The following is a 21007-nucleotide window of genomic DNA, read 5'->3' as shown; positions in this document are numbered from 1 at the left end:
TCCTGAATATATTTTTTTTGCGAAATACTACTCCCCTCCCTGGCACTTGTCACCCTCTATTTTCAAATGAAGGTATGCGCTACTTTGGTGCAATGGCTGGCAAGGAAAACAAACAAGGTATTAGCTACATTGGAGATACGGCTGGTAGACCACCGCATAAGCGATTTGGTATCAAGCAATCAGATCGTGCTTTCCACGTGCACGTCATTGGAAAGACAGGTACGGGAAAGACGACGCTCCTTGAAGTCCTGCTTCGTCAGGACATTGATGCGGGTCGTGGTGTGACCTTGATTGACCCACATGGGGATCTTGCACAACGTGTACTCCTGTATGCAAGGGCGTCTGGCCGTAAAGATGTCGTCTACCTTGATGCAACGGATGAAAATGTTCCCTATGGATACAACCCACTGAAAGCGGTAGGAGAGAAGTATGTAACTCTCGCAGTGTCTGGTCTCTTAGAAGTATTCAAAAAGCGATTCGCTGATACCTGGGGCGTACGCATGGAGCACATTCTGAGGAATGCTCTGTACGCCCTCCTAGATACAGGAGGTGGGACACTTCCTGATGTGCTCCAACTGATTACCGACAAGGACTTCCGAAGTGACTTGGTCAAGCGCATCAAGAACGAAACAGTACGTACCTTCTGGGAGTCTGAGTTCTCAAACTACTCGGACAGGTATCGCATCGATGGAGCAGCCCCAATACAGAACAAGATCGGAGCCTTTCTTGCGGACCCACGTATGCGGAAGCTTTTGACAGCACCCGATCAGCAGATTTCCTTCCGCAAAATCATGGACGAAGGCCAAATTCTGATCGTGAATCTGTCACGCGGGACCATTGGTGAAGATAGCTCATCGCTTCTTGGTGCAATGCTTGTGACCAGCATTTCTCTAGCGGCGTATTCGAGGGCCAGTATTCCAGAAGAGAAGCGCAGGCCACACTACCTCTACGTGGATGAATTCCAGGCATTCACCACACTGTCAGTTGCAGACATGATTTCCGAACTTCGTAAGTTTCGCCTTTCACTTGTCCTTGCACACCAGCACTTCCATCAACTTGAGGAAGCCGTGCAGCATGCAGTAATTGGAAATGCTGGCACCATGATCTCGTTTCGTCTTGGTGCGAAAGACGCCAGTCTGATTGCCAAGGAATTCATGGAAGTGGTCACCACAGAAGACTTAATAGGGCTTGCGAACTTCACAATCTACCTGCGCCTCATGATTGATGGCATGCCATCACGGCCATTCAGAGCTACAACAATTTCGCCAGAGGGTAAAAGTTGCCCGTGAGGCACAAAGTACCCTCGTGTCAAAAAACCTCTTTCTTGAGAAGCTGAACCGTGGATGTTCTTAACCACGAAGGAGTTCACTATGAAAGATATCAAGTCGGCATCATCAAGCACACTCCTTGCGGAGTTGATTGGTATTGAGACCACCAAGAAGCTGTATAGCGGTTCACTAACAAAGCTGCTTCAAAAAGGAGTTCCTGAACCTGAACTTCGTCCCATGTTTTCTGCTCGGGAGTTGTGGGAGCGGTTGTACCTGGCCAACCTTACTGATCAGCACATTCTTCATTCACCTGACGTAGTCAAACACTACCTGGGAATGGTCTACGCAACAAAGCGGCATGAAGTGTTCCTGGTGCTGTTCCTTGATGCCCAGAATCGATTGATTGCGTGCGAGGAAATGTTTAGGGGGACGCTCTGTCAGACAAGTGTGTATCCACGTGAAATCGTGGTTAGTGCACTTGACCATGGGGCTGCAGGCGTCATCCTTTCACACAACCATCCAAGTGGCAATGCGCAGCCAAGTCGAGCTGACGAAACTTTGACGCACGCTGTGAAGGCAGCTTTAGCACTTGTGGATGTGCGGGTGCTGGATCACGTGGTGTTTGCGGGCGGGGAAGTAGTGAGTATGGCGGAGCGTGGGCTAATTTAGCTTCGGTGGCGCTCACATTTCTAGAGCAAAATTAGGCCTGACATACGTCAGGCCTTCGTTACATGCAAACTGCAAATCGAAATAAATAGTTGAACGACAATAGTCTCGTTCAACCGAATAAATTGCCTAGACTTTGCTTATCGTGCACCCAGATTATCTAAAGCGACAGCGTTGCTATTATTTCAATTGAACTTAGGGAATAATTCTGCTAACTCACGGATATCCTGAATTGGAATGCTTGCGAGTTCTGGGAGCAGGGAAGTGTTAATTGCTGGATATTTCTCCAAGGGATGAAAGCTCTCACCATCCCATATAGAAGGTTTTTGATAGAGACCAATTTCAGGAGCGATAACTCCGCCTCTAAAATATGGTAAGTCAGCTAAGTTGCTTGGTACGGCACACGTTGCAACCATTGTCGCATCATGAGTCCGAGTTAATACCTTTATGGAAGAAAAGCAAGGTGCGTATTGCGTTTCAACAGCCTCTTGCTGAAAAAGCAATTCAGGTTGGGGTTGCCTTTCGATGAAGCGAATCTTTCGGAATCGTATCAAATCTCCCATAAGCCTGTGCCTATGAGTTAGTTGACCATAGAAAAAATCCCCATTAAATGTTCGAAATTCGAATACGGTTCCTATTTTAAATGTATTTCTCATGAATTTTTAAGTATTAGAACCCAGGCCAATTGGCAGCGCGCAGTGCCTCTATTCCCAATTTCAAGGCATTTGCCATTGATGGATTATCCGCCGCTATACTGTTGTACTTATTCAGCAACTGTCCACTTTCCCTTGCTAAGCCAAATCTGGCAATGTAGAGTTGCTCTATGCCATGAGCAGCCAATCGACTAACATTTGTTAATCCTGCAACAGGGATAATCTTATATCCGCGACTCAACCAATATGCTGCTCTTTGCGAGAAATTGCTCGTTATGCCAACATAGACAATTTTCTGAGCTAGTCGAATTACATATACCGTGTTTCCGGATTCGGCATACCATTTTTCTGCCGCCACTGCTGTAGCTATCGACGCCTCTTCCAGAAAAAATGGAACAAGCGGAATCAAAGACGCCTCTATGGCAAGGCCATCCGACGGTGCTACCTGCTGAGGCGTAGAGTTCGCGGTATCAAAAGCAATATTTGGTGAAACAATATTGCTTTTTTTCGCAACTGTTGTAGTTGGTGGTGTGAGGTATTGAGGGGTTGAGTTAGCGGTTTGCGAAGTACCAGCCGGAACTAACAATATGCCAGAGGGCACATTTGCACTAGAATTTGTTGGAGAGGAATGTGCGTTGGCAGCAGAGTCATTTTTTGATCCATCGGGTACTGTACTTGGCGATATTGCTGCCGTCGTTGTAGATCGACCATAGGTTATTTGCGGTAGCGGATTAGTTGCGGGTCTGTACAACGTTCCCCCACTATTTGATGGTGACACAGTACTACTTTGTGCCTGCTGAGCTGTGGCTTGCTGCTGATACCTTAAGCGCTCTGCCTCAGCCTGCTGCTGATACCTGAGTCGCTCTTGCTCAGCTTGTTTATTGAAAGCTGCGGTTTGAGCCTCCTGCTGTTTCCTGTATGAATCGGCCTGCGCCTGCGAACTGAAGGCTTGTGTCTGCGGGACTGTGGCTTGCTGCTGAGTATTGGACGGTGCAACATTCTGCTCTTGTGCACGGCGCTGTACGTCCGCCTTTCGGGCTTGCTCGGCCATTTGAACGTCAGCGGCCTGTGCTTGTCGCTTGGCAAGGGCGTCTGCATCTTTTGCTTGTTGATTGATCCTTGCCTGTTGTTCTACTGCCTGCTGGGTTGCTCTGGCCTGAGCATCGGCAGCTTGTTTGGCAAGAAGTATATTTTGCTCACGGAGTTGCCTGTCCGACGCTTCTTGCTGCGCTTTAATCAGGGCTTCTTCGGTTTGTCGTTGAGCGCGAATCTGGGCATCTGCAGCAGCAATGTTGGCCTTTGATTGTGCGTCAGCCGCTCTAGCCTGGGATGCATTTCGAGCATCAGCTTCCGCCGCTTGTCGTTTGACCAAATCGTTGGCAGCTTGCTCCTGTTGCGCGAGGCTCGGGTTGGCTACAGCCTGTTGCGTCCCTACTGTGGGGGATGCTCCGGTCTGCTGAGCACCTTGCAAACTATTCCGCAGTGCGGCAAATATGCCGCCGAAGATCGCTTTGGCCAGTGGATTGATTTCCGTCTGTTCGGAAGTCGCTTTTTGTGGCGGAGTGAACTGATTTCCTGTAGGCGATACTGATTCGTTGGACCGAAAGATCGCACCTTCTCGAAACTCTACTGCTTTCGCCTCGCCACCAAGCCGACGTTCATACCCTTTACCATTGTGCGGGCGCCAGTTGCGGATTTCACCTTCGAATCCAAATGACTTGTCCTCGGCTTGTATTGTCCCGCGTCCGCTTGGTGCGCCTTGGACAAATTGAGCGGAAATTCGAACAGCGGGCATACCATTTGCCACGCTATTTTCGACAACTACCTCGCCATACCCATTAGCAACGCCGCCTGGACATTCGACGTTGAATGAAGTGATAACCATGTTCGCACTCGGAACACTGAATGTACATTCAGCACCGAATACATCACCATGGAATAACAAGAGTCCGAAAACACTTGTGCAAAAAAATTTCCGTAATAGATGCACAACTCTTCTCCCAAATCTGGTGGTCGTAAGCACTTTGTGTCAGTCGACCACTCGATTAAGACTATCGAAGATTGGGAAATTGTCAAGGATTTCTGGCCCGACAGTGTCGGCGTTAATTCGACCAGCGTCCGACCCCTAGTGCGCCTAGCCAAATACAAAATATACGTCCTATCATTGGCACAACAAGGACATAGGGACGGAGGGCGATCAGTCTAGTATCTCAACAACAAATAACCTCACATAATTAACAATCTCTACTCAATTGAAAGTTTGAGGTGTGCTTTTGTAGACGCGACACGCTAGCTACTTCTTCCGCAATTCGGACAACCTCCAGGCTTTCCCTTCATTTGGCACTCCGGGCACCAGGTGTCTTGTGGTCGCGGTCCTCGCTCTAATGGACTGACGCATAGGCGTATGCCTAAGGCAACGATGAACAAGTCCAAACTGGCCCATGACTTGCATGTTGGTATGTAACTCTGTGAGGGCGCACCAATGAAGCAACAGACCCTGGCTATGGCGGCCGACCAATCGTTCGAGAACTACCGCAAGCCGACCCGGCGCGACGAGTTTCTGAAGACGATGGAAGCCATCGTCCCGTGGTCAACGTTGTGTGCTGTTATTGAACCCTTCTATCCCAAGGCAGGCAACGGCAGGCCACCCATTGGTCTGGAGCGCATGCTGCGCATTCACTTCGTCCAGCACTGGTTCAACCTGGCTGACATGGCCTGTGAGGAAGCGCTGTACGACAGTGCCAGCCTGCGCCGCTTTGTTGGCATCGATCTGGGCCGCGAGCCGGTGCCTGACTCCACGACCATTACGAAGTTCCGCAAGCTGCTCAATGACAACAAACTGGGCGAAGCACTATTTGCACAAGTTGGCAAAGAGTTGCAGGCACGTGGCTTCAAGCTCAACACCGGCACCATCGTGGACGCCACCATCATCGGCGCACCGAGCTCGACCAAGAATACCGACAAGACGCGCGACCCTGACATGCACCAGACGCGCAAGGGCCAGCAGTGGTACTTCGGCATGAAGCTGCACATCGGCGTGGACAGCCAAAGCGGCATGGCCCACAGCGCTGTGGTGACGCCGGCCAACGTGCATGACAAGCATCCACTGCCTGACTTGCTGCATGGCAACGAGCGGCGCGTCTATGGCGATTCAGCCTATGCCAGCCAGAAGAAGCTCATAGCCAGCAAGGCGCCCAAGGCCCGCGACTTTACCAACCAACGTAGCCGCTTCAAGGGCTTCATTGACGAAGCGGTGCGCGCAAAGAATCGCAGCAAGTCACGCATCCGGGCACGCGTGGAACATGTCTTTGGTGTGGTAAAGCGCCTGTGGGGATTTGGCAAGGTGCGTTACCGTGGACTGCAGAAGAACGCAACCCGGGCATTCACGGCCTTGGCACTGGCTAACATTTACCTTGGTCGCCAAAGCCTTTTGGCACAGGTGCGCTCATGAACAGGAAATGCAGGCCAAAGGGCTTGCAAAACCATACCCAAAAGCTCAAAGCGGCGCAAATATATTTCGATTTGGCAATTCCTAGCTGTTGCGACCACCGCCTCAGCTTGTCCCCCACTTATTCATCGTACCCCTAAGCTATAACGCCGGTAGTTTGCTTGTTCGTTCATAACGTTCCCCTTCCAGTTTGAGTTCAACTTTAAGAAGCACACAGGCCGAATCGCGGAAGCAGTTCGTGCAGTATGAATAACCGGTGGTACTGGACAGCATCGTGAAATCTCTTCCAATCAGATGCCAGAAAGGACTCGTCGAAATGGAAACGCTCATCCCCCGTTTCTTCGTCCGGATCTGCACCGAGCGCTGCAAATTTCCAGGACCCAGGTCCTTGTTCAACGTAGGCTGCATTTGCTGGACCGAATGAGAACTGGCCCTGCTGAATCGCGTTTAACCAAACAGGATGGCGGCGCTCCCCTTCGATAAAGAGGGTGGTCTCAAAAAGGTGCTGTATGAGCCCCAGGTCGGCTGCGTTGAGGTCAATGGAAGGGAGGTCAGGGTTTCTTGCAACATAGCGGCGGGCCATGTTGAATACACCACTCACCGCAGATAAAAAGTCGATAGGATTATTCCGCGAAACCTTTTCCCCGTTTTCTCTCACGAAACTCCACTTCAGAAAAGGCAAGTCTGGAAGGGTAACTGCTCCGGCATGGCCAACGGGCAAATGATTTGCGACGTATTCTTTGAACTGAGTAGCTCCGCTCGTTAAGTCTCCGTAAACTGGATCATTAACGTAGGACGGGTCAGGCAGAACCTGTACGCTTTTCAGTCGATTGACATCACAAATGATGCCAACAAATTGTTGATGCGCCCAGGTGTCCGCATACGTGTGCAGTGCGATGCCAAGCCTATGCGGTGCGAAGGGAAGGTCTTGCTTAACAATGCAATCATTCACCATCTGTTGTGCCACGACACTGTTGGGTTTGCACATCATGCGATGAATGATTAAATCGCCTGCATCAGTGTATGCCGCTGGGGTCTCGTTGCCTGGAAGAAAGTGGAAAGGTACCCAAACTAGACGGTTATCTGCCGCATCTCCGTTTTCCAACATTTGTAGCGTCTTGTGTGCCGAAGTCACGCGCACATATCGTTGCCCGTCATCGAATTCCAATGGGCCGTCATTCGTTGCATCGTCCACGTATTGGGCAGCATGTGCAACAGTGGATGCTTGTTCATGGGAAAGGCCGCCAAGGCGGGTTGCCACATAGGTTACCGCATGATGAAAATCTATTTGCATGGCTTTGCCCTATGAATTCAATATATGGAGAAGTTGAGTACTCAAATTGCCGCCTTCCACTTCATTACGGACATATAGCCCACAGTCGGAACTTAAGAGAAGGAGAAACAATCCATAAGCTACACCAAAAAATACGCGAAAAGCATAGATGATTTATTCCTCGGGGGCACAGATCCTTTGCCGGAATTTCACCGAAAAAAGTAAGAAAAATGTGAGGGCATGAAGTCGCATATGCCATTAGGCCGCGTCAATAGACGCGTGCATCAAAATAAAGTCATAGACAGAACATCTTCAGGGAGGGTTTTCTAAATTAACTTTCGTAGGAAAATGCAATCATTTGTTAAATCAGCAGGAATGACAAGAGCGCATTTCACTTGGGGAGGAACATGTAGACCCTCTTAATGATGAATTTGCGAGCGATATTTGACTCATAAATTAGCAGTTCTAGATTGGCTACTTACTGATTTGCATCTGAAGGTCTAGTCAACACAAGATTCCATACATATCCAATCTTCAGGCTTCACAGGTATATTGATAACATGTGTTGCTGGAAAGGGAGTGTTTCCTAATGGAAAAAAATGAATTCTTGGAAGTGTTGCCCGAAATGGTGACATTTGTTCGCGTGGCGGAATTAGGTAACTTCTCGGCTGCCGCACGTTTTCTGCACATCTCGCCGTCGGCCGTGAGCAAACAGGTGACGCGGCTTGAGAAAGTACTGGGAGCCCAATTGATTCGGCGCACAACCCGCCAGTTGCAACTAACCGATGTGGGTATGGAGGTTTTCCACAAATGCAGCGAACTGGTGGAGGCCGCACAAGGTGCCATGCAGGTAACGGCCAAGTTCATGGAACGTCCGCAAGGCTTGGTTCGCCTCACGGCACCCAAAGCTTTCGCCAAGCATATTCTGCACCCTGCCATCCTGGACTTTCTGGACAAGTACCCCGATGTGGATGTCCAACTCATTGTCACCGACAAGCTTGTCGACCCTATTCAGGAAGGTGTCGATCTGGTAGTCCAGCTGACAAAGGTGCCGCCGTTGAACCTGGCGTCACGACCCCTGATGAAGGTTGAGCACATCCTGTGTGCCTCGCCGAAATTTCTCAAGAACAACCACCCGATCAAGAATCCCAAAGACTTGGTGGGAGTCAACTGCCTCTACATTGGGGAGCGAGACAGGGATAACTGGTGGCGATTCAAGAAGGGTCAAGAAGTGGAAGATGTGGTGGTCAAAGGCCGCTATGTAGCCAACCACAGTGAAATGCGCCTAGAGGCTGTCCTACGAGGCGTTGGCATTGGTTGTGTTCCGGACTTCGTTGCCAGAGACGCGCTGCAAACGGGGGCCGTACAGCGGATTCTCTCCGAGTGGGAACTGGAGGCCAATTACCACGGAACCGCACACATCTTGTACCCACCCAATCGCTTCCTAGCTCCCAAATGTCGCGTTTTGATTGACTCTCTTGTTGAACATGTGGGACTGCGCTTGAAGGTTTGTTGAACATACTGTGCACCGCATGTCAGGCAAAAGCCTGTTGCCGCACAGGCAGAAAACGTGCGGCACCTCACACGCATTGAAAATTATCCAGTATCTTGACGCTTACTGGAACGAAGTGAACTTCACCCCCAAATCCGGCTTAAAAAATCGGTATAAGGATCTGCCGCAATCTCTCGTAATGGAACCTGTAGTGCGTTTACATCCATCTGCAATGCAGCCGCAATCGCGGGTAATGCCGCCACCGCACGATCGCGATTCGCCAAGGCCATTGCATCAGTGTTGCCCTTTGTATCAAAATCTAACTCATTTATGAAGTTCTTAATTTCGACCGCCCCCCGCAATCCAAACGGACGTATCACGGCTAGTTTTCCCTCAAAGTAGAGCCACGCCAACGCCTGGTTCATGCAATCGCAGACGAACACAAAGTCTAGATTGGCACGCATCACCAACCGTACTGGATCGCAATAGGCCATTTGCGTAACCGTGCTGATATCCTCGTTTCGCAAGCGGTCAAGAATCATCTTGTTGATCCCTTGAAGCTTTGTGATGTCATCGCTACTCTCTGCGTCTGTGTTCCCAAGTCCTAGCTGCTTTTCAGACAGTCGGCGCAGCATGACTAACAGAGCATCTAGAGGAAAGGCCCCAAGGGCAAATGACACAAATGGGCCAAAGCCGGGTGAGAGCAGCGCGCCAAATCCATACCCCATTGGAATTGCGATTACCAGCCGCAGCGTCCCCCAATGCACATCGGAGGGCGCAAAGTCAAGTCGGCGTGCTCTCGAAACATGGTCATCGACCACCCAAAGATAAGCACCTCCAAGCGCAGCCATCGCAGTATTGGGAAGTTCAAAGATGGTATAGGTAGTAAAACCTAGGTGCTTAAGGCACGTTAGAGTTACTAAAGTCACAGCTGAGACCGAGACCAGAAATAGCAATAAAGTCGGCCATGCGAAATACTTCCTCCCATACCACTTGAAATGAAAGTCTTCAAATGCCTTGGACGCATTCCCTGCTTTTGGAGTTTCGCTGCCTCGACTAAACATTTCAAAGTAAGCTTGACGAGCATCATCATTTAGTCCGTCCATGATGTCCTTGCGTTTCGCCAGCCAGCCATAGCAAATGTACCGGAGTACAGGCGTCATTAATACACAAGTACCAACAGCTATCAAAAATATACATATGATGTTGTTAATATTGATATTCATAGACTCCACCCCTATTGTTTGAACAATCCACAGTTATCGGTATTGACCCCAACCCCCGTCTTGAATCAAAATTGATGCATCTAAGCTTTAAGATTAGTATTTCTATTTTTCATCCTAGTTGAGTCATCGGAATGAATGCTCTGAATCTCTTTTCTAGAGGAGAGAGATTCCGGAGCAAATGGAGTTTTTCACCTTTCTGAATGCATACGCTTAGGAAGTTCGCACACATTTGGCACAGTTGCGATCATCTGGATCACAGCTAGCATTATTAATTTCGCCTATATAAGTCTCAAGATCAAGCAGAGCTGTATAGCAGATCAGGTGATGGTTGCATGCTGGGTTGTCGGTTATAGCCGCCGAAGTAATATCTGCAGGTATGGTCTTGGCTTGTCGTAAGTCGTGGTAAACCGAGAGATGCAAGATGTCAAACTTTGGGACGGTCGGTACAACGTCCCGTTCGTAGTTGAATAAATCGTAATTGGTGACTGTGGATTCAAAGAAATCCACAAAACTGCCATTACCGGTTTTAGGTGATGCAAATAAACAGGCCGTTGCTATTGATCCAGCGAGATTGAGATCCAGAGTTAAATAAGTCGCAAGCGCGGCACCTAAGCTATGACCCAAAACTCTGATGGTTCCCGAGTTGGAAATGGCCAGTATTCCGCTCACCACTGGAACACCAGTAGAAGGAGCAGCAATTGGGTGAAATTGCATTGTGGAATATATGCTGTAAAACCCCTGATCGACATAACCAGGAACTTTAGAGTTTCGATGTGACATCATCAGGAAATCAAGATCATCACCCCACTCTTCAGCACCATCAGTCCCACGTATAGCAATAATTGTCTCTTCGCCCTTTGTTGCGACATAACCGTAAGACACTCGATCACCTGCACCCATGACAGTCTGACGAATTGTGCCCCCGACTGCCTGAATATCGTCAGAGGCTGATAGAAATCCAACAATGCTCCATCCCTTTTGAGCGATGCGTTGATCAACGAACGGTGGAATATTCCTCGGACCTTTGTCACACATATCCCATGCGTACATAATCAACGGCGCATAACTTGCGGCAGCTTTTCTGTCCATAGGTTTCTCCAGTACAAGTAGTTAAAGGGCACTTCTGTAGCAAGCATTAGCTTGATGAGGGACTTTGCAACCGCCTTCTGGTCAGAAGCGGGTGTGCCATTGATCCAGTTCGAATGCAAGGTGTGCAGAAGACTCCCCGCCAGCGATGCCTCCTCCGACACCGCAGGAAAAAGAGGTTGGCAGCAGCTTGAATCGAATCAAAGCCAAAATTGGATACGTCGCCATCGGGCAAGGTCTTGGATGTGTCCACCAGTGCACTGGCTGCCAATCCCAAGCCTCCAATGGCCGTCACAATGTTTCCAAGCAACGCCAGATCAATGCTCATGCGCTTTCCCCCTAAAAGAAAGAACCCAAACGTGCTGTGTCCGAGATTTTTTGTCCGTTTGCCATCGGACATATACCTGATACTACGGCTGTTTACATATTTTTACTTATTCCACCAGGGCATAAGTCATAGTCCGTAGAGTAAGTAATATTTACCATACGCTTCCCTCAGATATAGATGCTTTTGAAGCATAGAAGCGACCCTCACAATTGCATTGGAAGCTCATGACGTAATGAAACTTTCAAGCGACGAAATAAGATTGCTACATATCTGGTGCGCTGATCTATTGGCTATCCTGCGAATAGTGGCAAGCAAGATTGCCGTCACAGAACCTTATTTGCCTGTTTCGATATTTGTGATAGTCTGCGGCTGAAATTGAGCTGACAAATAAGGTACTACAAAAGGGAGGGTGCTCGTGCGTACACGTTACGGTTTTGTTTCGTTGGCGATTTTTGTATGTCTACAATTTGCAGGACTTCAGAACGCACCTGGTGCCCCATGCACCGTTCTCAATAAACTCACCAACGGGCAAACCGCTGATGCCAATCAGGTAATGAGCAACTTCACTTCAGCGACTAACTGCATTGATGCCGTACCCGCAGGCTTCACCAACTCAGTTCAGATAAAGGGCACGTCCGGTCTTGCTGGAGTCGGTCCTCTCACAAATGGCCAGGTGTTGATAGGCTCTACCGGCGCACATACGCAGGCAACAACGCACACTTTTGGAAATGGGATATCTGTCACGCATGGTGTTGGAGTGGTAACCATCACGGCCACTAGTGAAGCTGGGACAAGCTACGACCTTGTCTTTTGGCCGAAAGCAGCCTATCCACTACTGGCTAACGTCTGATGCAGTGGGCTCTACTTCAGCTGCACCTTTTAAAAAACCGGCCGGATAGAGCGGCAAACAACATGACGAAGGAATAGTCAAATGACCCCGACACCTATTTTCCCCGACGCCAAACAAACCAACGCCAAGAGTGCTGGGCCAACCCCGCCAAGCGTGCTGTTTCAAGGAGTTGACACGTTCACAGGTAGCGCCCGTAGCACGGCGGTCGTAGGCACGTCAACGCAGGTAGGTGGGGAGGAGATCTGCACCTACACAACATGTACCAACGTGAAGTCTCTTACGAAATCGCTACAAATCAACGGGGATTTGTCCGCGAGCTCTGTCTTCGGAAGCATTGATGCAAAAACGAAGTATGTGCACAACCTCGATTTGACCTCGACCAGCGTAGTCGTCGCGGTTTACGTCAACAACGTCGCCGCCACCAACGCCTATACGAATGTAGGTCTGGCTCAAGGCGTGACGATCCCGAAACACATCAACGACTTCTATCTCGGATACGGCGATTCGTTTGTGAGCGAGATTACTGTGGGAGCCGAATACATCGCTACCTATGTTTTTTACTCGGAGTCGGCCGAAGATCAAACAAGCGTTGTCAATGCCTTGAGCGCTAAAGGCGTGGGGGCGGGCGGAAGCATTACAGTGTCGTTGGACACAGCCATCCAAACCGTGCGCAATCAGATGACCGTCCGTTTCGCCTTCGCGCAGACCATTCTTGGTCTCACCGGCGTACCATTGCCGACGGAGGAAAATCTCTACCAGTTCGCATTGGCGTTCGCCGCACGAACGCCAAATCCTGGCATGGTGATCAATTTCAAGACAACGGGATACGAGCATGTCCCAGGCGTTGGTAATGCGCTGGACCCCATCGTCAAGGTGCGTTTGGCGTTCACTGGCGGAATCAATGGCGATGGCATCTCCGCCAACTACGCAAGTCTGACTGGTCTGGATCACGCGACGCAATGGATACTTGATGTCTATAAGACCTATGGCTATGGAGGTGACAAAGATCTGACAGAAAGGGGAAAAAAGATATCGCTGGATCGCGAGTCGCTTGGTAACGTGATCATCGCCATCAGCAAGGATGCAACGGTATTGCCGAAAGTGCCACCATTGCCGAGCCTGGAATGGGGCACTCCTGTGCTCAATTTTTCAACTCCAGGAGCGGCAATGGTATGGCCCAGTTCGACCAGCCCGGGGCCATCCTACTTTGCCGACGTCGGATACCGAGATGTCTTGAGCCAGACGAAATTGACAAGCGTTTCAATCGGGGGTGTGACGGTATCCTCAATTGGCGGTACAGTCGAGGACGTTTCGATGATCAGCACGACCTATGCCAGCGCTGAGGGCAGTAAGACTTTCACGCGCGGTGGCAATGTTCAAGTATGGGGGAGTACATGGTCGCAGACCATGCCGTTCGAGTTTCAATTGACCGACCAGGTTGCCTCGATGTCTGGCACAGAGGAAAACGCAAACTCTATCTATCCTTTCGAGCGTTTCGTTCTTTCGTCTTTTGCGATTACGCGCCTCAGCCAAGGGGTCCCTGCGCACAGTAGATGGCCGCAGGCACAGGTAGGCGATCCGCAGGGCGCGACATGGACACCTGCAGTGGGAGAGGTTTTCGTCGGTTTTTGCGGAACCACCAGCCCCGACGGCGGGGTCAACGGCGGCAGCGTTCTCGTTACGCTATCGCCTTTGACAACTACTTTCAGTCCTGCCTCATGGAGTCCTACGCCATCGCAACAGGCCTAGTTCGGCGACGGTCTCTCCAACGAACTGGTCAGCATCGAGTAACTGCCGCTTTCTTCAGAAGATCTCTCAGAATGACAATATTCCCAGTATGGGGGATGTAAATCCCATGACCAATGTGGCATATTTCCGGAGTCAGGACGGGAAGTGAAATGCATCAGAACTTATATGAGGGATGGTTTCGCCGCGCTTACTTCCTTCGCCGCGAGAGAGCGACCTGTGACGCTGGTTTTTTTCATTTCACTGCAACTGGCTGGACCAATTAGTATTCGACAAAGGTCGATATCTATGCTTTGATGGTGACCTAGACAGGGAGTGCCAAATGACAGCCTCTGAAGTAAGGCGGGCGTTATGCGCCGTGGCCAATGACAAGTCCGCCGCCATCACTACCATACTGAACGGTATTGCGGGTGGGTGGGAGATTTGGCTGCAGGTTGAACTTGCACTTCAGCTGCTTGCCAATGCATCCGGGCATGCGACGCGGGAAGTGCCCTACCCATCGGGCCAAAAGTCGGACTTCATGATCGTTCCACGAGCTGGCTTGCCCATCTGGGTCGAGTTGAAAACACAAGTCAATGCGGAAGATACAACCGTCACCACCAGGTTCAAGGCAGACATTGCAAAGATTGATGGACAGTCGCCTCAATGGATTGCGCAGAACATTGCTGTTGCGCTGGCCTATGCATTGCCAAAAACCAAAGCCCAAGCCGATTTGATCGAGGTGCTGTGCAGGCCTGGCGCAAGGATTTCAGTATGGCAGCTTGTACTGCGCAATTGGCAATCTTGGTCGCCTGGAGGAGCGGCGCTGGCACTGGAAGCACCAACTGTCATTTACTACAGTCAATCCACCACGTAGCCGGTGTGTAGTGCCGACCTCACGGTACCCAATCGGGCGCTTCTATTTGCAGCAAACGCTCCGAGTTGTTGCCCAGCCAAAATCCGAAGAGATGAGCTCTCGGCAGTTGCATCAGGTAAAGCGGCGAGGAAACGAGGAACAGACTGCTTTTGCAGGCGGATGCGCATCGACGCAGATACTTGGGCCGCGACCCTCTGGTCCCCATTGGTTGCCAGGATCAATGCTGAACAAGCGCCTTGGGCGCAACCAAAGCAGGTCTAGCTTTCGCGCGTTGAATTTGGGGCTTGTTTTGCGGCGAATAGGTTGGTGCGTTAGACACTAGGGGCTTGGTGGAAAAGGAGCCGGTTTGTACCTTAAACACCGCCACAGCTTCCGCCAGCATGCCTGCCTGGATCTGAAGCCTATCGGCAGCGGCGGCGGACTGCTCAACTAAGGCCGCGTTTTGTTGCGTCATCTCATCAAGTTGCCCGACAGCGATATTCACCTGTCCAATGCCGCTAGACTGCTCACGTGTGGACTCGCTCATTTCACGGATCATGTGGGCCACTTGCTGTGCTTGGGCGACAATCTCAGTCATGGACGAGCCAGCAAGGACAGCCAATTTGCTGCCAGCCTCCACTGTCTCCGTGCTGTCCTTAATAAGTGTGGCGATCTCTTTGGCCGCATCCGCGCTTCGTTTGGCCAACGCGCGCACCTCGCCAGCCACCACCGCAAAACCGCGCCCCTGATCTCCAGCACGCGCAGCCTCAACCGCCGCGTTCAAAGCTAGGATATTCGTCTGAAAAGCGATGCCATCAATAACGCCGATGATGTCTCGGATCTTGTGGCTGGCATCAGTGATGGTACCCATGGTACCCACTACCTGCGCAATTACCTGGCCGCCTCGTTCTGCTGCAGCGCTAGAAGAAGCAGCCAAATGAGCGGCTTGCAGCGCTGTGTCGGCATTGTTGTGAACAATGGACGTCATCTCCTCCATTGAAGCGGCGGTTTGCTCCAGGTTGGAAGCTGCCTGTTCGGTACGTGCACTCAAATCGTTGTTGCCTTGGGCAATCTCGCCGCTGGCACCTCGTACGCCGTTTACCTGCTCACTGACATCGTCAACCAGCGAGCGCAAGTTCAGGCCAGACTGGTTGATGGCACGCAGGATCATCCCGATCTCATCCACCCGGTTCAGCTGGACGTTGGCCCCGGGATTGCCTGCGGCTACGTTTAGCGCCTGTTGCAAAACCACCTCCAGAGGGCGCGAAATCTGGCTTTCCAAAATGACAGATATTGCCAGAGTCAATCCTAGGGACCCTATACACAGCCAACCCATGGCTGATCCTATGGGAAATAGTGCAGCCGCCAGACCCAAGGTCAAGGCCAAGGTCAGGGCTAGAGCCAGACGGATGCGCCAGCGCACAGGTAAAATTTGGAACAGCGACATACAGGATAAAAGCCCTGTGTGCACGATTAAGCCTTCACGAAAGGCCAGGCTGCCATTCTTGTTTTCTCTGAACTTTTTATAGAGCTGTTCGGTCTGGCGCACTTCGTCTGTGCCGGGTTTGGTGCGTACTGACATATAGCCTGTCAACTGTCCGTTGCGCACTACGGGCGTAGCATTCGCGCGTACCCAGTAATGGTCACCATTTTTACGGCGGTTCTTCACCAGTGCAGTCCAGGACCGCCCGGCCTTTAATGTGGCCCACATGTCTGCGAACGCCTGCGTTGGCATGTCAGGGTGGCGTACCAAATTGTGCGGCTGACCAATGATTTCTTCGCGTTCGAAACCGCTAACGCTAATAAATGCAGCATTTGCATAAACGATGCGGCTTTGTGCGTCGGTGGTTGACATCAGCGTGGCGTCTGCCGGAAACTCATATTCACGCTGGGTGATTGGCAAATTAGTACGCATTTTCTTACCTTTGAAGTGGGTCTAAGCAGTAGGTCTATCCGGCCAGACATGCTTACTCGGCTCTGCGTCCGATTTGAATACTCCCCTTAGCTTCCAACTGTTTACGTTCAATACTCCAATTTATTCTTGTCCTTTGTATTGCGAGAAGAACGGTATCCAACTTTGAAGATGCGCCAAGCACGCGTCGATTTCTGAATTCTTGTCGTAGTAGGCGTAGGCGCCTAAAGCAAGGCACGCATCCCTCAATAAACGTCCCCCTTTGCTGCTCAATATGAGGAATCGTGCACTGTGCCCTGCGGCTTTTACACGCTGCAATACCTGAAGGCCGTTTCCTGACGCCAGAGATAAATCCAGCAATACAGCGTCAATCGGATTACTGAGAATTTTCTCCACTGCTTCTGCCTCTGTTGAGGCAGTACCAATGACATGAATCGCGGGATACGGTTCAAGCAAACGAACTAGTTGCCTGCAAATCAGCTCGCTGTCTTCGACGATAAGGATATTCATGAAGCGCTTGAGCATTTGAATGGGTACCCTGAGTGTCTTCCACACCCGAGAGTTCTAATAGCAGCGAGAACCCTATCATCCTGTCAGGTTTGGCGGATTACCTTGTAGGGGAAGGCCTACGGCAGTGGCCAAACACTCAGAGGGCTATACCGTGATCCAGGCAATAGCGAATCAGTTCACCATTGTTGGCGAGAGCGAGTTTTTCTAAAATGCGCGATCGGTAGGTGCTGACGGTCTTCGGCGATAGGTGCATCAATTCGCCGATTTCGGTTAGACGCATGTCCTGGGATAGCAGAAGCATGACGCGATATTCCTGTGCAGACAGTTCTTCGTGGGGGAGAATTGTGGCCCTACCTGACACGAGATCGAGCAAATGGTCGGCTTGGGTTGCGGTGACGTAGCGACCTCCCGCCATGACGCGTTCGAGCGCCACTACCAGTTCGTCTGCCGCTCTGTCCTTGGTAAGATAACCGAGAGCACCCAATTGCAATACGTGGCTAGCATAGGCGACCTCATCATTCAGGCTTAACACTAACAAATGCAACTGTGGAGCCGCGCGGCGCAATCGGGAAACGCTTTCCAATCCCTTGGCGTCAGGTAAGTTGAGATCTACGATAGCCGCGTCAAAGACCTGCTCGCGCACAAGCTCCAATGCCGTCGCAAGTGATGGTGCTTCCTGCATGAGGGCCTCGGGCCAGCGTTTGGCCACCAATTGGTGTAGTCCGATACGCACGATCGGGTGATCTTCTAGCAACAGGATTTTCATAAATTGGGCGGTTGATCCGGTGAATTCAATGGTAGTCGCAGCCTCAAGCATGTACCACCTTCGGCCGGGCTATCCAGCTCTAAGGCGCCGCCCAGCAAGTTCGCCCGCTCCTGCATTCCCGTCAAACCTAGGCCACCATGCCGCAACTCTGGGGTGGGAAGACCGACGCCGTTGTCACACAATGTGATCAGATACTGGAGGTCGTTCACCGGCTCACCGAAGATCTTCAGTTCAGAAGCTTGCGCATGTCGTGCGACGTTAGTACAAGCCTCTTGAAGAATTCGATACGCTCCAATAGTTTGGTGCTCCGTAAGCAGGTGCTGGTCCTCAAGCTGAACCGAAAAAGCTACACTACCGGCGCGAGACATATTTCCCAGCAAATGTTGTAGAGCTGCTTGCAAGCCCAGATCATCTATCAGCGGGGGCCGCAATTCCGACGCAATACGTCGTGCAATCATAATGCCCAAGTCAAGAGCCTCGAGAAATGCGACTTCCTGGTCGCTGGGCAAGCAGCCTTTGGGAATGCCGCGGAAAATCATCTTTAGCCCTGTCAGTACGGAGCCGATCTGATCATGCACTTCTCTGGAAATGCGGTGACGCTCCGCCTCCACGACGCGCTCTTGCTCAACCACAAAGCGACCCAGTCGTGCTCGCGCTTGCGTCAAGTCCTGTGTACGCTCAGAGACTTTTTGCTCAAGCCATTTGCTGCGCACGTCCACCGCCGTCAGACTGTCCCTCATCTGGTCAATTTCCAGGATGCCAGACGAGCGCTCGGCAACGAAAGTACCGTCCAACACGGACCGCGAGGCCTCCACCGCCCCCTTGAGTCCGCGTGTGATACGCCGAGATATCCACGCGGCAGCTACCAGAGCCACACCAAGGAGCACAGCACCGAAGGAGGCCAGAGCCGCTATTTCCGACCGCAGGGGGGCATTGAGTATTTCTGAGGGTACTCCGACAGCAACGTACCACTTCCAGTTCCCAACGGGGCGTATCACCGTTCGGGTCAGCACGTTCTCCTTGGTCAATGCATCCCAAGAGCCTTGCCTGTGGTCACGAATTGCTTTAAGAATGTTAGGTGAACTCTGTCCAATGAACTCCGGCCCCTTTGAGCGTCCGATTGTTACTCCGCTCGGACTAAACACACCTGAAATGCCGTTCAACGGCAGCGGCATTTGCTTCAACACACTATTAATCGATTCCGTAGTCAGGAGTGCCCGGATGCAATAAATCACCTCACCGTTCTGAAATACAGGGACTCCGAGAGCCACAACCAGATACTTTGAAATGGAAGATTGATATGGCTCGGAAAGAACAGGCCGTTTAAACTCAAACACTTCCTTGACCGCTTCCGGCTGCCCGGTGGGCAGTAGAGTTCCCAAAGGTTGAGGTGCTAGAAATACAAGTTTTCCTGCCCGATCAATTAATGAAATGCCTACTATGTCCGGATTGCTTGCTTGGATGCGCAGTGCACCACGATAGAGCGCAGCGACATCGCCTTGGTTACTGGCTTCCGAAACGGCCAGGCCATTCAGATAGCCAAGCGTTTTTTCAAGGTGGCTCTGAAGGTGGTTAGTGATAGCTTCGGCCCTCTGGGTCAAATCAGATTCGACGGCTAGTTGACGCTCCTTGGCATACTGCTGGGCCGAGTAAAGAGAAAAGAAAAATAAGGGAATAACGGGCAACAGGACCAAGAGCGTTAGCCAAATGACAATGCGCGGCTTGGATTTCATAGTCTTCACGTCTTTAAATGGTCAATTGCTAGCAACCATTGGGATGATCTTTCATAAAGACTCCCTAGTTGGTGCATAGAGATTTCTTGTGGCTTAAGGAAAAGTGAGTTACATCGAAACGATGTGCATTCCCACAGGGATAACTCGGCCGCGCGCCGGTGCGGAATATTGTCGGTCCCGTCAGACTCATATGGCTGGCCATTCGGTTGGGAGGAATTACATTTGATTTTTGTGGCGGAATGCTTGAGAGGATGCAATCATGCCAGATGCCTTTATATCGCGAGTATGCTACGTAACTTATACCAAAAGCAGGGGGTTATCGATGAACATCGGCATTAAAATCCGGTTCCAAAACTGGATCGCATTGAGTACTTTATTGATTGTGATCACACTGGTTGTGATTTTTCTTGGTACCGTGTTTCAGACGTTCACCAGTATCTCCGAAGATTCAGCACAGGAACGATTCTCTTTGATTGCCGCTCAGGCCTCAATGCAGTTGGAAAGTTTGGTGCTGCAAAATGCTAAGGTGGTAAAGGTGCGCGCAGGTGCACAGCGGCTGAACTACGTCAGGGACGGCACTCTGAATCCGAACAGCGTGGTTCCCTCTTTTTTGGGATCAGTTGCCGCAGACCCAGACGTGTACTCCGATTTTTTTGCGCTGAGCAATGACGATTTTTTACAGGTTATTAATGTCAAAGAGGACGAAAGAGTCCAAGCAGCGCTTCAAGCCCCTGCCAGAACTTTTTTTGCGGTGCGTCGTATCACCCATGATAGCAAAGGGCGTCGCAATGACGACTACCAATTCTTCGACAAGGACAGAACCCTGTTGGGTAATCGCTCCCAACCGGCGAAGCTGGTACCCACGCAACGTCCATGGTATGGAGGCGCCACCCAAAAAGGAGGTCTGTTCATAACGGAGCCCTATGTATTTGCTTCCAACAATGAGTTGGGTATCACGATTGCAGCGCCCCTTGCTGCTGGAGGTGGCGTGCTGGCCACCGATATTAGCTTGCGTTCCATGGGGGATATTTTGGCGCGGCTTAAGCTTCCACCCAACGGTGCCATTGCAATTCAGGACGCAAAGGGCCGCGTGCTGGCCTTTCATGGCTCGGGTTCCAATTTCGATAACGTAAGTATTGCCCCCTTAACCAAGCCAGAATCGTTGAAGAGTGCATACCTCTCGGTGCTAAAGACCAATAGTCCAGGCGGTTTGGA

General features: G+C 50.9%; 16 protein-coding genes and 1 pseudogene. 7 read left to right on the top strand and 10 right to left on the bottom strand.

The window, feature by feature from the left end; genetic code table 11:
• Positions 1 to 74: 74 nt before the first annotated feature.
• Together AAGF34_RS06520 and radC are read left to right on the top strand one after the other, a co-directional pair.
• Complete coding sequence (locus AAGF34_RS06520; RefSeq protein WP_342619806.1) at positions 75 to 1289, top strand: type IV secretion system DNA-binding domain-containing protein; 1215 nt, start codon at positions 75 to 77, stop codon at positions 1287 to 1289.
• Positions 1290 to 1436: 147 nt separating this feature from the next.
• Positions 1437 to 1937, top strand: a pseudogene (radC, locus tag AAGF34_RS06515) (DNA repair protein RadC); the annotation flags it as partial.
• 182 nt (positions 1938 to 2119) lie between these two features.
• On the opposite strand, the gene AAGF34_RS06510 reads toward radC, so the two are convergent.
• The gene (locus AAGF34_RS06510; protein WP_342619804.1) at positions 2120 to 2590 is read right to left on the bottom strand and encodes a hypothetical protein; all 471 of its coding nucleotides are present in this window, start codon (positions 2588 to 2590) and stop codon (positions 2120 to 2122) included.
• A gap of 13 nt (positions 2591 to 2603) precedes the next feature.
• The gene (locus AAGF34_RS06505) at positions 2604 to 4577 is read right to left on the bottom strand and encodes a hypothetical protein (protein ID WP_342619803.1); all 1974 of its coding nucleotides are present in this window, start codon (positions 4575 to 4577) and stop codon (positions 2604 to 2606) included.
• Positions 4578 to 5069: 492 nt separating this feature from the next.
• Here AAGF34_RS06505 and AAGF34_RS06500 point away from each other — a divergent pair, with 492 nt between their 5' ends.
• Complete coding sequence (locus tag AAGF34_RS06500; RefSeq protein WP_342619802.1) at positions 5070 to 6038, top strand: IS5 family transposase; 969 nt, start codon at positions 5070 to 5072, stop codon at positions 6036 to 6038.
• Positions 6039 to 6237: 199 nt separating this feature from the next.
• Here AAGF34_RS06500 and AAGF34_RS06495 read toward each other — a convergent pair whose 3' ends face one another.
• Positions 6238 to 7329, bottom strand: a complete 1092-nt coding sequence (locus tag AAGF34_RS06495; RefSeq protein ID WP_342619801.1) for a DUF6765 family protein — start codon at positions 7327 to 7329, stop codon at positions 6238 to 6240.
• 568 nt (positions 7330 to 7897) lie between these two features.
• Between AAGF34_RS06495 and AAGF34_RS06490 the strand changes: the two genes are divergently transcribed.
• A complete protein-coding gene (locus tag AAGF34_RS06490) occupies positions 7898 to 8824 on the top strand; it encodes a LysR family transcriptional regulator (protein WP_342619800.1) in 927 nt (308 codons plus the stop codon).
• A 119-nt stretch (positions 8825 to 8943) separates the two neighbouring features.
• On the opposite strand, the gene AAGF34_RS06485 is transcribed toward AAGF34_RS06490, so the two are convergent.
• On the bottom strand, positions 8944 to 10026 hold the full coding sequence (locus tag AAGF34_RS06485; protein ID WP_342619799.1) for a hypothetical protein: 1083 nt from the start codon (positions 10024 to 10026) through the stop codon (positions 8944 to 8946).
• Positions 10027 to 10236: 210 nt separating this feature from the next.
• Positions 10237 to 11115, bottom strand: a complete 879-nt coding sequence (locus AAGF34_RS06480; RefSeq protein ID WP_342619798.1) for a lipase family protein — start codon at positions 11113 to 11115, stop codon at positions 10237 to 10239.
• 740 nt (positions 11116 to 11855) lie between these two features.
• Between AAGF34_RS06480 and AAGF34_RS06475 the strand changes: the two genes are divergently transcribed.
• From AAGF34_RS06475 to AAGF34_RS06465, 3 genes are all read left to right on the top strand, one after another.
• Positions 11856 to 12290 (top strand): hypothetical protein, encoded by a 435-nt coding sequence (locus AAGF34_RS06475; RefSeq protein WP_342619797.1) that lies wholly within the window; start codon positions 11856 to 11858, stop codon positions 12288 to 12290.
• 81 nt (positions 12291 to 12371) lie between these two features.
• On the top strand, positions 12372 to 14039 hold the full coding sequence (locus tag AAGF34_RS06470; protein WP_342619796.1) for a hypothetical protein: 1668 nt from the start codon (positions 12372 to 12374) through the stop codon (positions 14037 to 14039).
• Between the two features lie 319 nt (positions 14040 to 14358).
• On the top strand, positions 14359 to 14892 hold the full coding sequence (locus tag AAGF34_RS06465; protein WP_342619795.1) for a hypothetical protein: 534 nt from the start codon (positions 14359 to 14361) through the stop codon (positions 14890 to 14892).
• A gap of 217 nt (positions 14893 to 15109) precedes the next feature.
• Here the strand turns inward: AAGF34_RS06465 and AAGF34_RS06460 are convergent, their stop codons facing one another.
• From AAGF34_RS06460 to AAGF34_RS06440, 5 genes are all read right to left on the bottom strand, one after another.
• Positions 15110 to 16786 carry a methyl-accepting chemotaxis protein gene (locus AAGF34_RS06460; RefSeq protein ID WP_342619794.1) on the bottom strand — a complete coding sequence of 559 codons (1677 nt, stop codon included), beginning with the start codon at positions 16784 to 16786 and terminating at the stop codon, positions 15110 to 15112.
• A gap of 120 nt (positions 16787 to 16906) precedes the next feature.
• A complete protein-coding gene (locus AAGF34_RS06455) occupies positions 16907 to 17308 on the bottom strand; it encodes a response regulator (RefSeq protein ID WP_342619793.1) in 402 nt (133 codons plus the stop codon).
• A 121-nt stretch (positions 17309 to 17429) separates the two neighbouring features.
• On the bottom strand, positions 17430 to 18059 hold the full coding sequence (locus tag AAGF34_RS06450; protein ID WP_342619792.1) for a response regulator transcription factor: 630 nt from the start codon (positions 18057 to 18059) through the stop codon (positions 17430 to 17432).
• Complete coding sequence (locus tag AAGF34_RS06445; RefSeq protein ID WP_342619791.1) at positions 18056 to 19792, bottom strand: ATP-binding protein; 1737 nt, start codon at positions 19790 to 19792, stop codon at positions 18056 to 18058. The genes AAGF34_RS06450 and AAGF34_RS06445 overlap by 4 nt, the downstream gene beginning before the upstream one ends.
• A 676-nt stretch (positions 19793 to 20468) precedes the next feature.
• On the bottom strand, positions 20469 to 20897 hold the full coding sequence (locus AAGF34_RS06440) for a hypothetical protein (protein ID WP_342619790.1): 429 nt from the start codon (positions 20895 to 20897) through the stop codon (positions 20469 to 20471).
• Positions 20898 to 21007: the final 110 nt, after the last annotated feature.

It is taken from the genome of Rhodoferax sp. GW822-FHT02A01 (genome assembly GCF_038784515.1).
GTDB lineage: Bacteria > Pseudomonadota > Gammaproteobacteria > Burkholderiales > Burkholderiaceae_C > Allorhodoferax.
This window is presented reverse-complemented; position numbering and strand designations above follow the sequence as displayed.

What these genes read in the sequence shown, in the direction of transcription:
- AAGF34_RS06460 (WP_342619794.1), bottom strand. Translation starts at nt 16,786, where the DNA reads ATGCGTACTAATTTGCCAATCACCCAGCGTGAATATGAGTTTCCGGCA.
- AAGF34_RS06485 (WP_342619799.1), bottom strand. Translation starts at nt 10,026, where the DNA reads ATGAATATCAATATTAACAACATCATATGTATATTTTTGATAGCTGTT.
- AAGF34_RS06450 (WP_342619792.1), bottom strand. Translation starts at nt 18,059, where the DNA reads ATGAAAATCCTGTTGCTAGAAGATCACCCGATCGTGCGTATCGGACTA.
- AAGF34_RS06510 (WP_342619804.1), bottom strand. Translation starts at nt 2,590, where the DNA reads ATGAGAAATACATTTAAAATAGGAACCGTATTCGAATTTCGAACATTT.
- AAGF34_RS06465 (WP_342619795.1), top strand. Translation starts at nt 14,359, where the DNA reads ATGACAGCCTCTGAAGTAAGGCGGGCGTTATGCGCCGTGGCCAATGAC.
- AAGF34_RS06445 (WP_342619791.1), bottom strand. Translation starts at nt 19,792, where the DNA reads ATGAAATCCAAGCCGCGCATTGTCATTTGGCTAACGCTCTTGGTCCTG.
- AAGF34_RS06480 (WP_342619798.1), bottom strand. Translation starts at nt 11,115, where the DNA reads ATGGACAGAAAAGCTGCCGCAAGTTATGCGCCGTTGATTATGTACGCA.
- AAGF34_RS06440 (WP_342619790.1), bottom strand. Translation starts at nt 20,897, where the DNA reads ATGAAAGGCCAGCACGCGGCCCTTTGCGTCCTGAATTGCAATGGCACC.
- AAGF34_RS06455 (WP_342619793.1), bottom strand. Translation starts at nt 17,308, where the DNA reads ATGCTCAAGCGCTTCATGAATATCCTTATCGTCGAAGACAGCGAGCTG.
- AAGF34_RS06490 (WP_342619800.1), top strand. Translation starts at nt 7,898, where the DNA reads ATGGAAAAAAATGAATTCTTGGAAGTGTTGCCCGAAATGGTGACATTT.
- AAGF34_RS06470 (WP_342619796.1), top strand. Translation starts at nt 12,372, where the DNA reads ATGACCCCGACACCTATTTTCCCCGACGCCAAACAAACCAACGCCAAG.
- AAGF34_RS06495 (WP_342619801.1), bottom strand. Translation starts at nt 7,329, where the DNA reads ATGCAAATAGATTTTCATCATGCGGTAACCTATGTGGCAACCCGCCTT.
- AAGF34_RS06520 (WP_342619806.1), top strand. Translation starts at nt 75, where the DNA reads ATGCGCTACTTTGGTGCAATGGCTGGCAAGGAAAACAAACAAGGTATT.
- AAGF34_RS06500 (WP_342619802.1), top strand. Translation starts at nt 5,070, where the DNA reads ATGAAGCAACAGACCCTGGCTATGGCGGCCGACCAATCGTTCGAGAAC.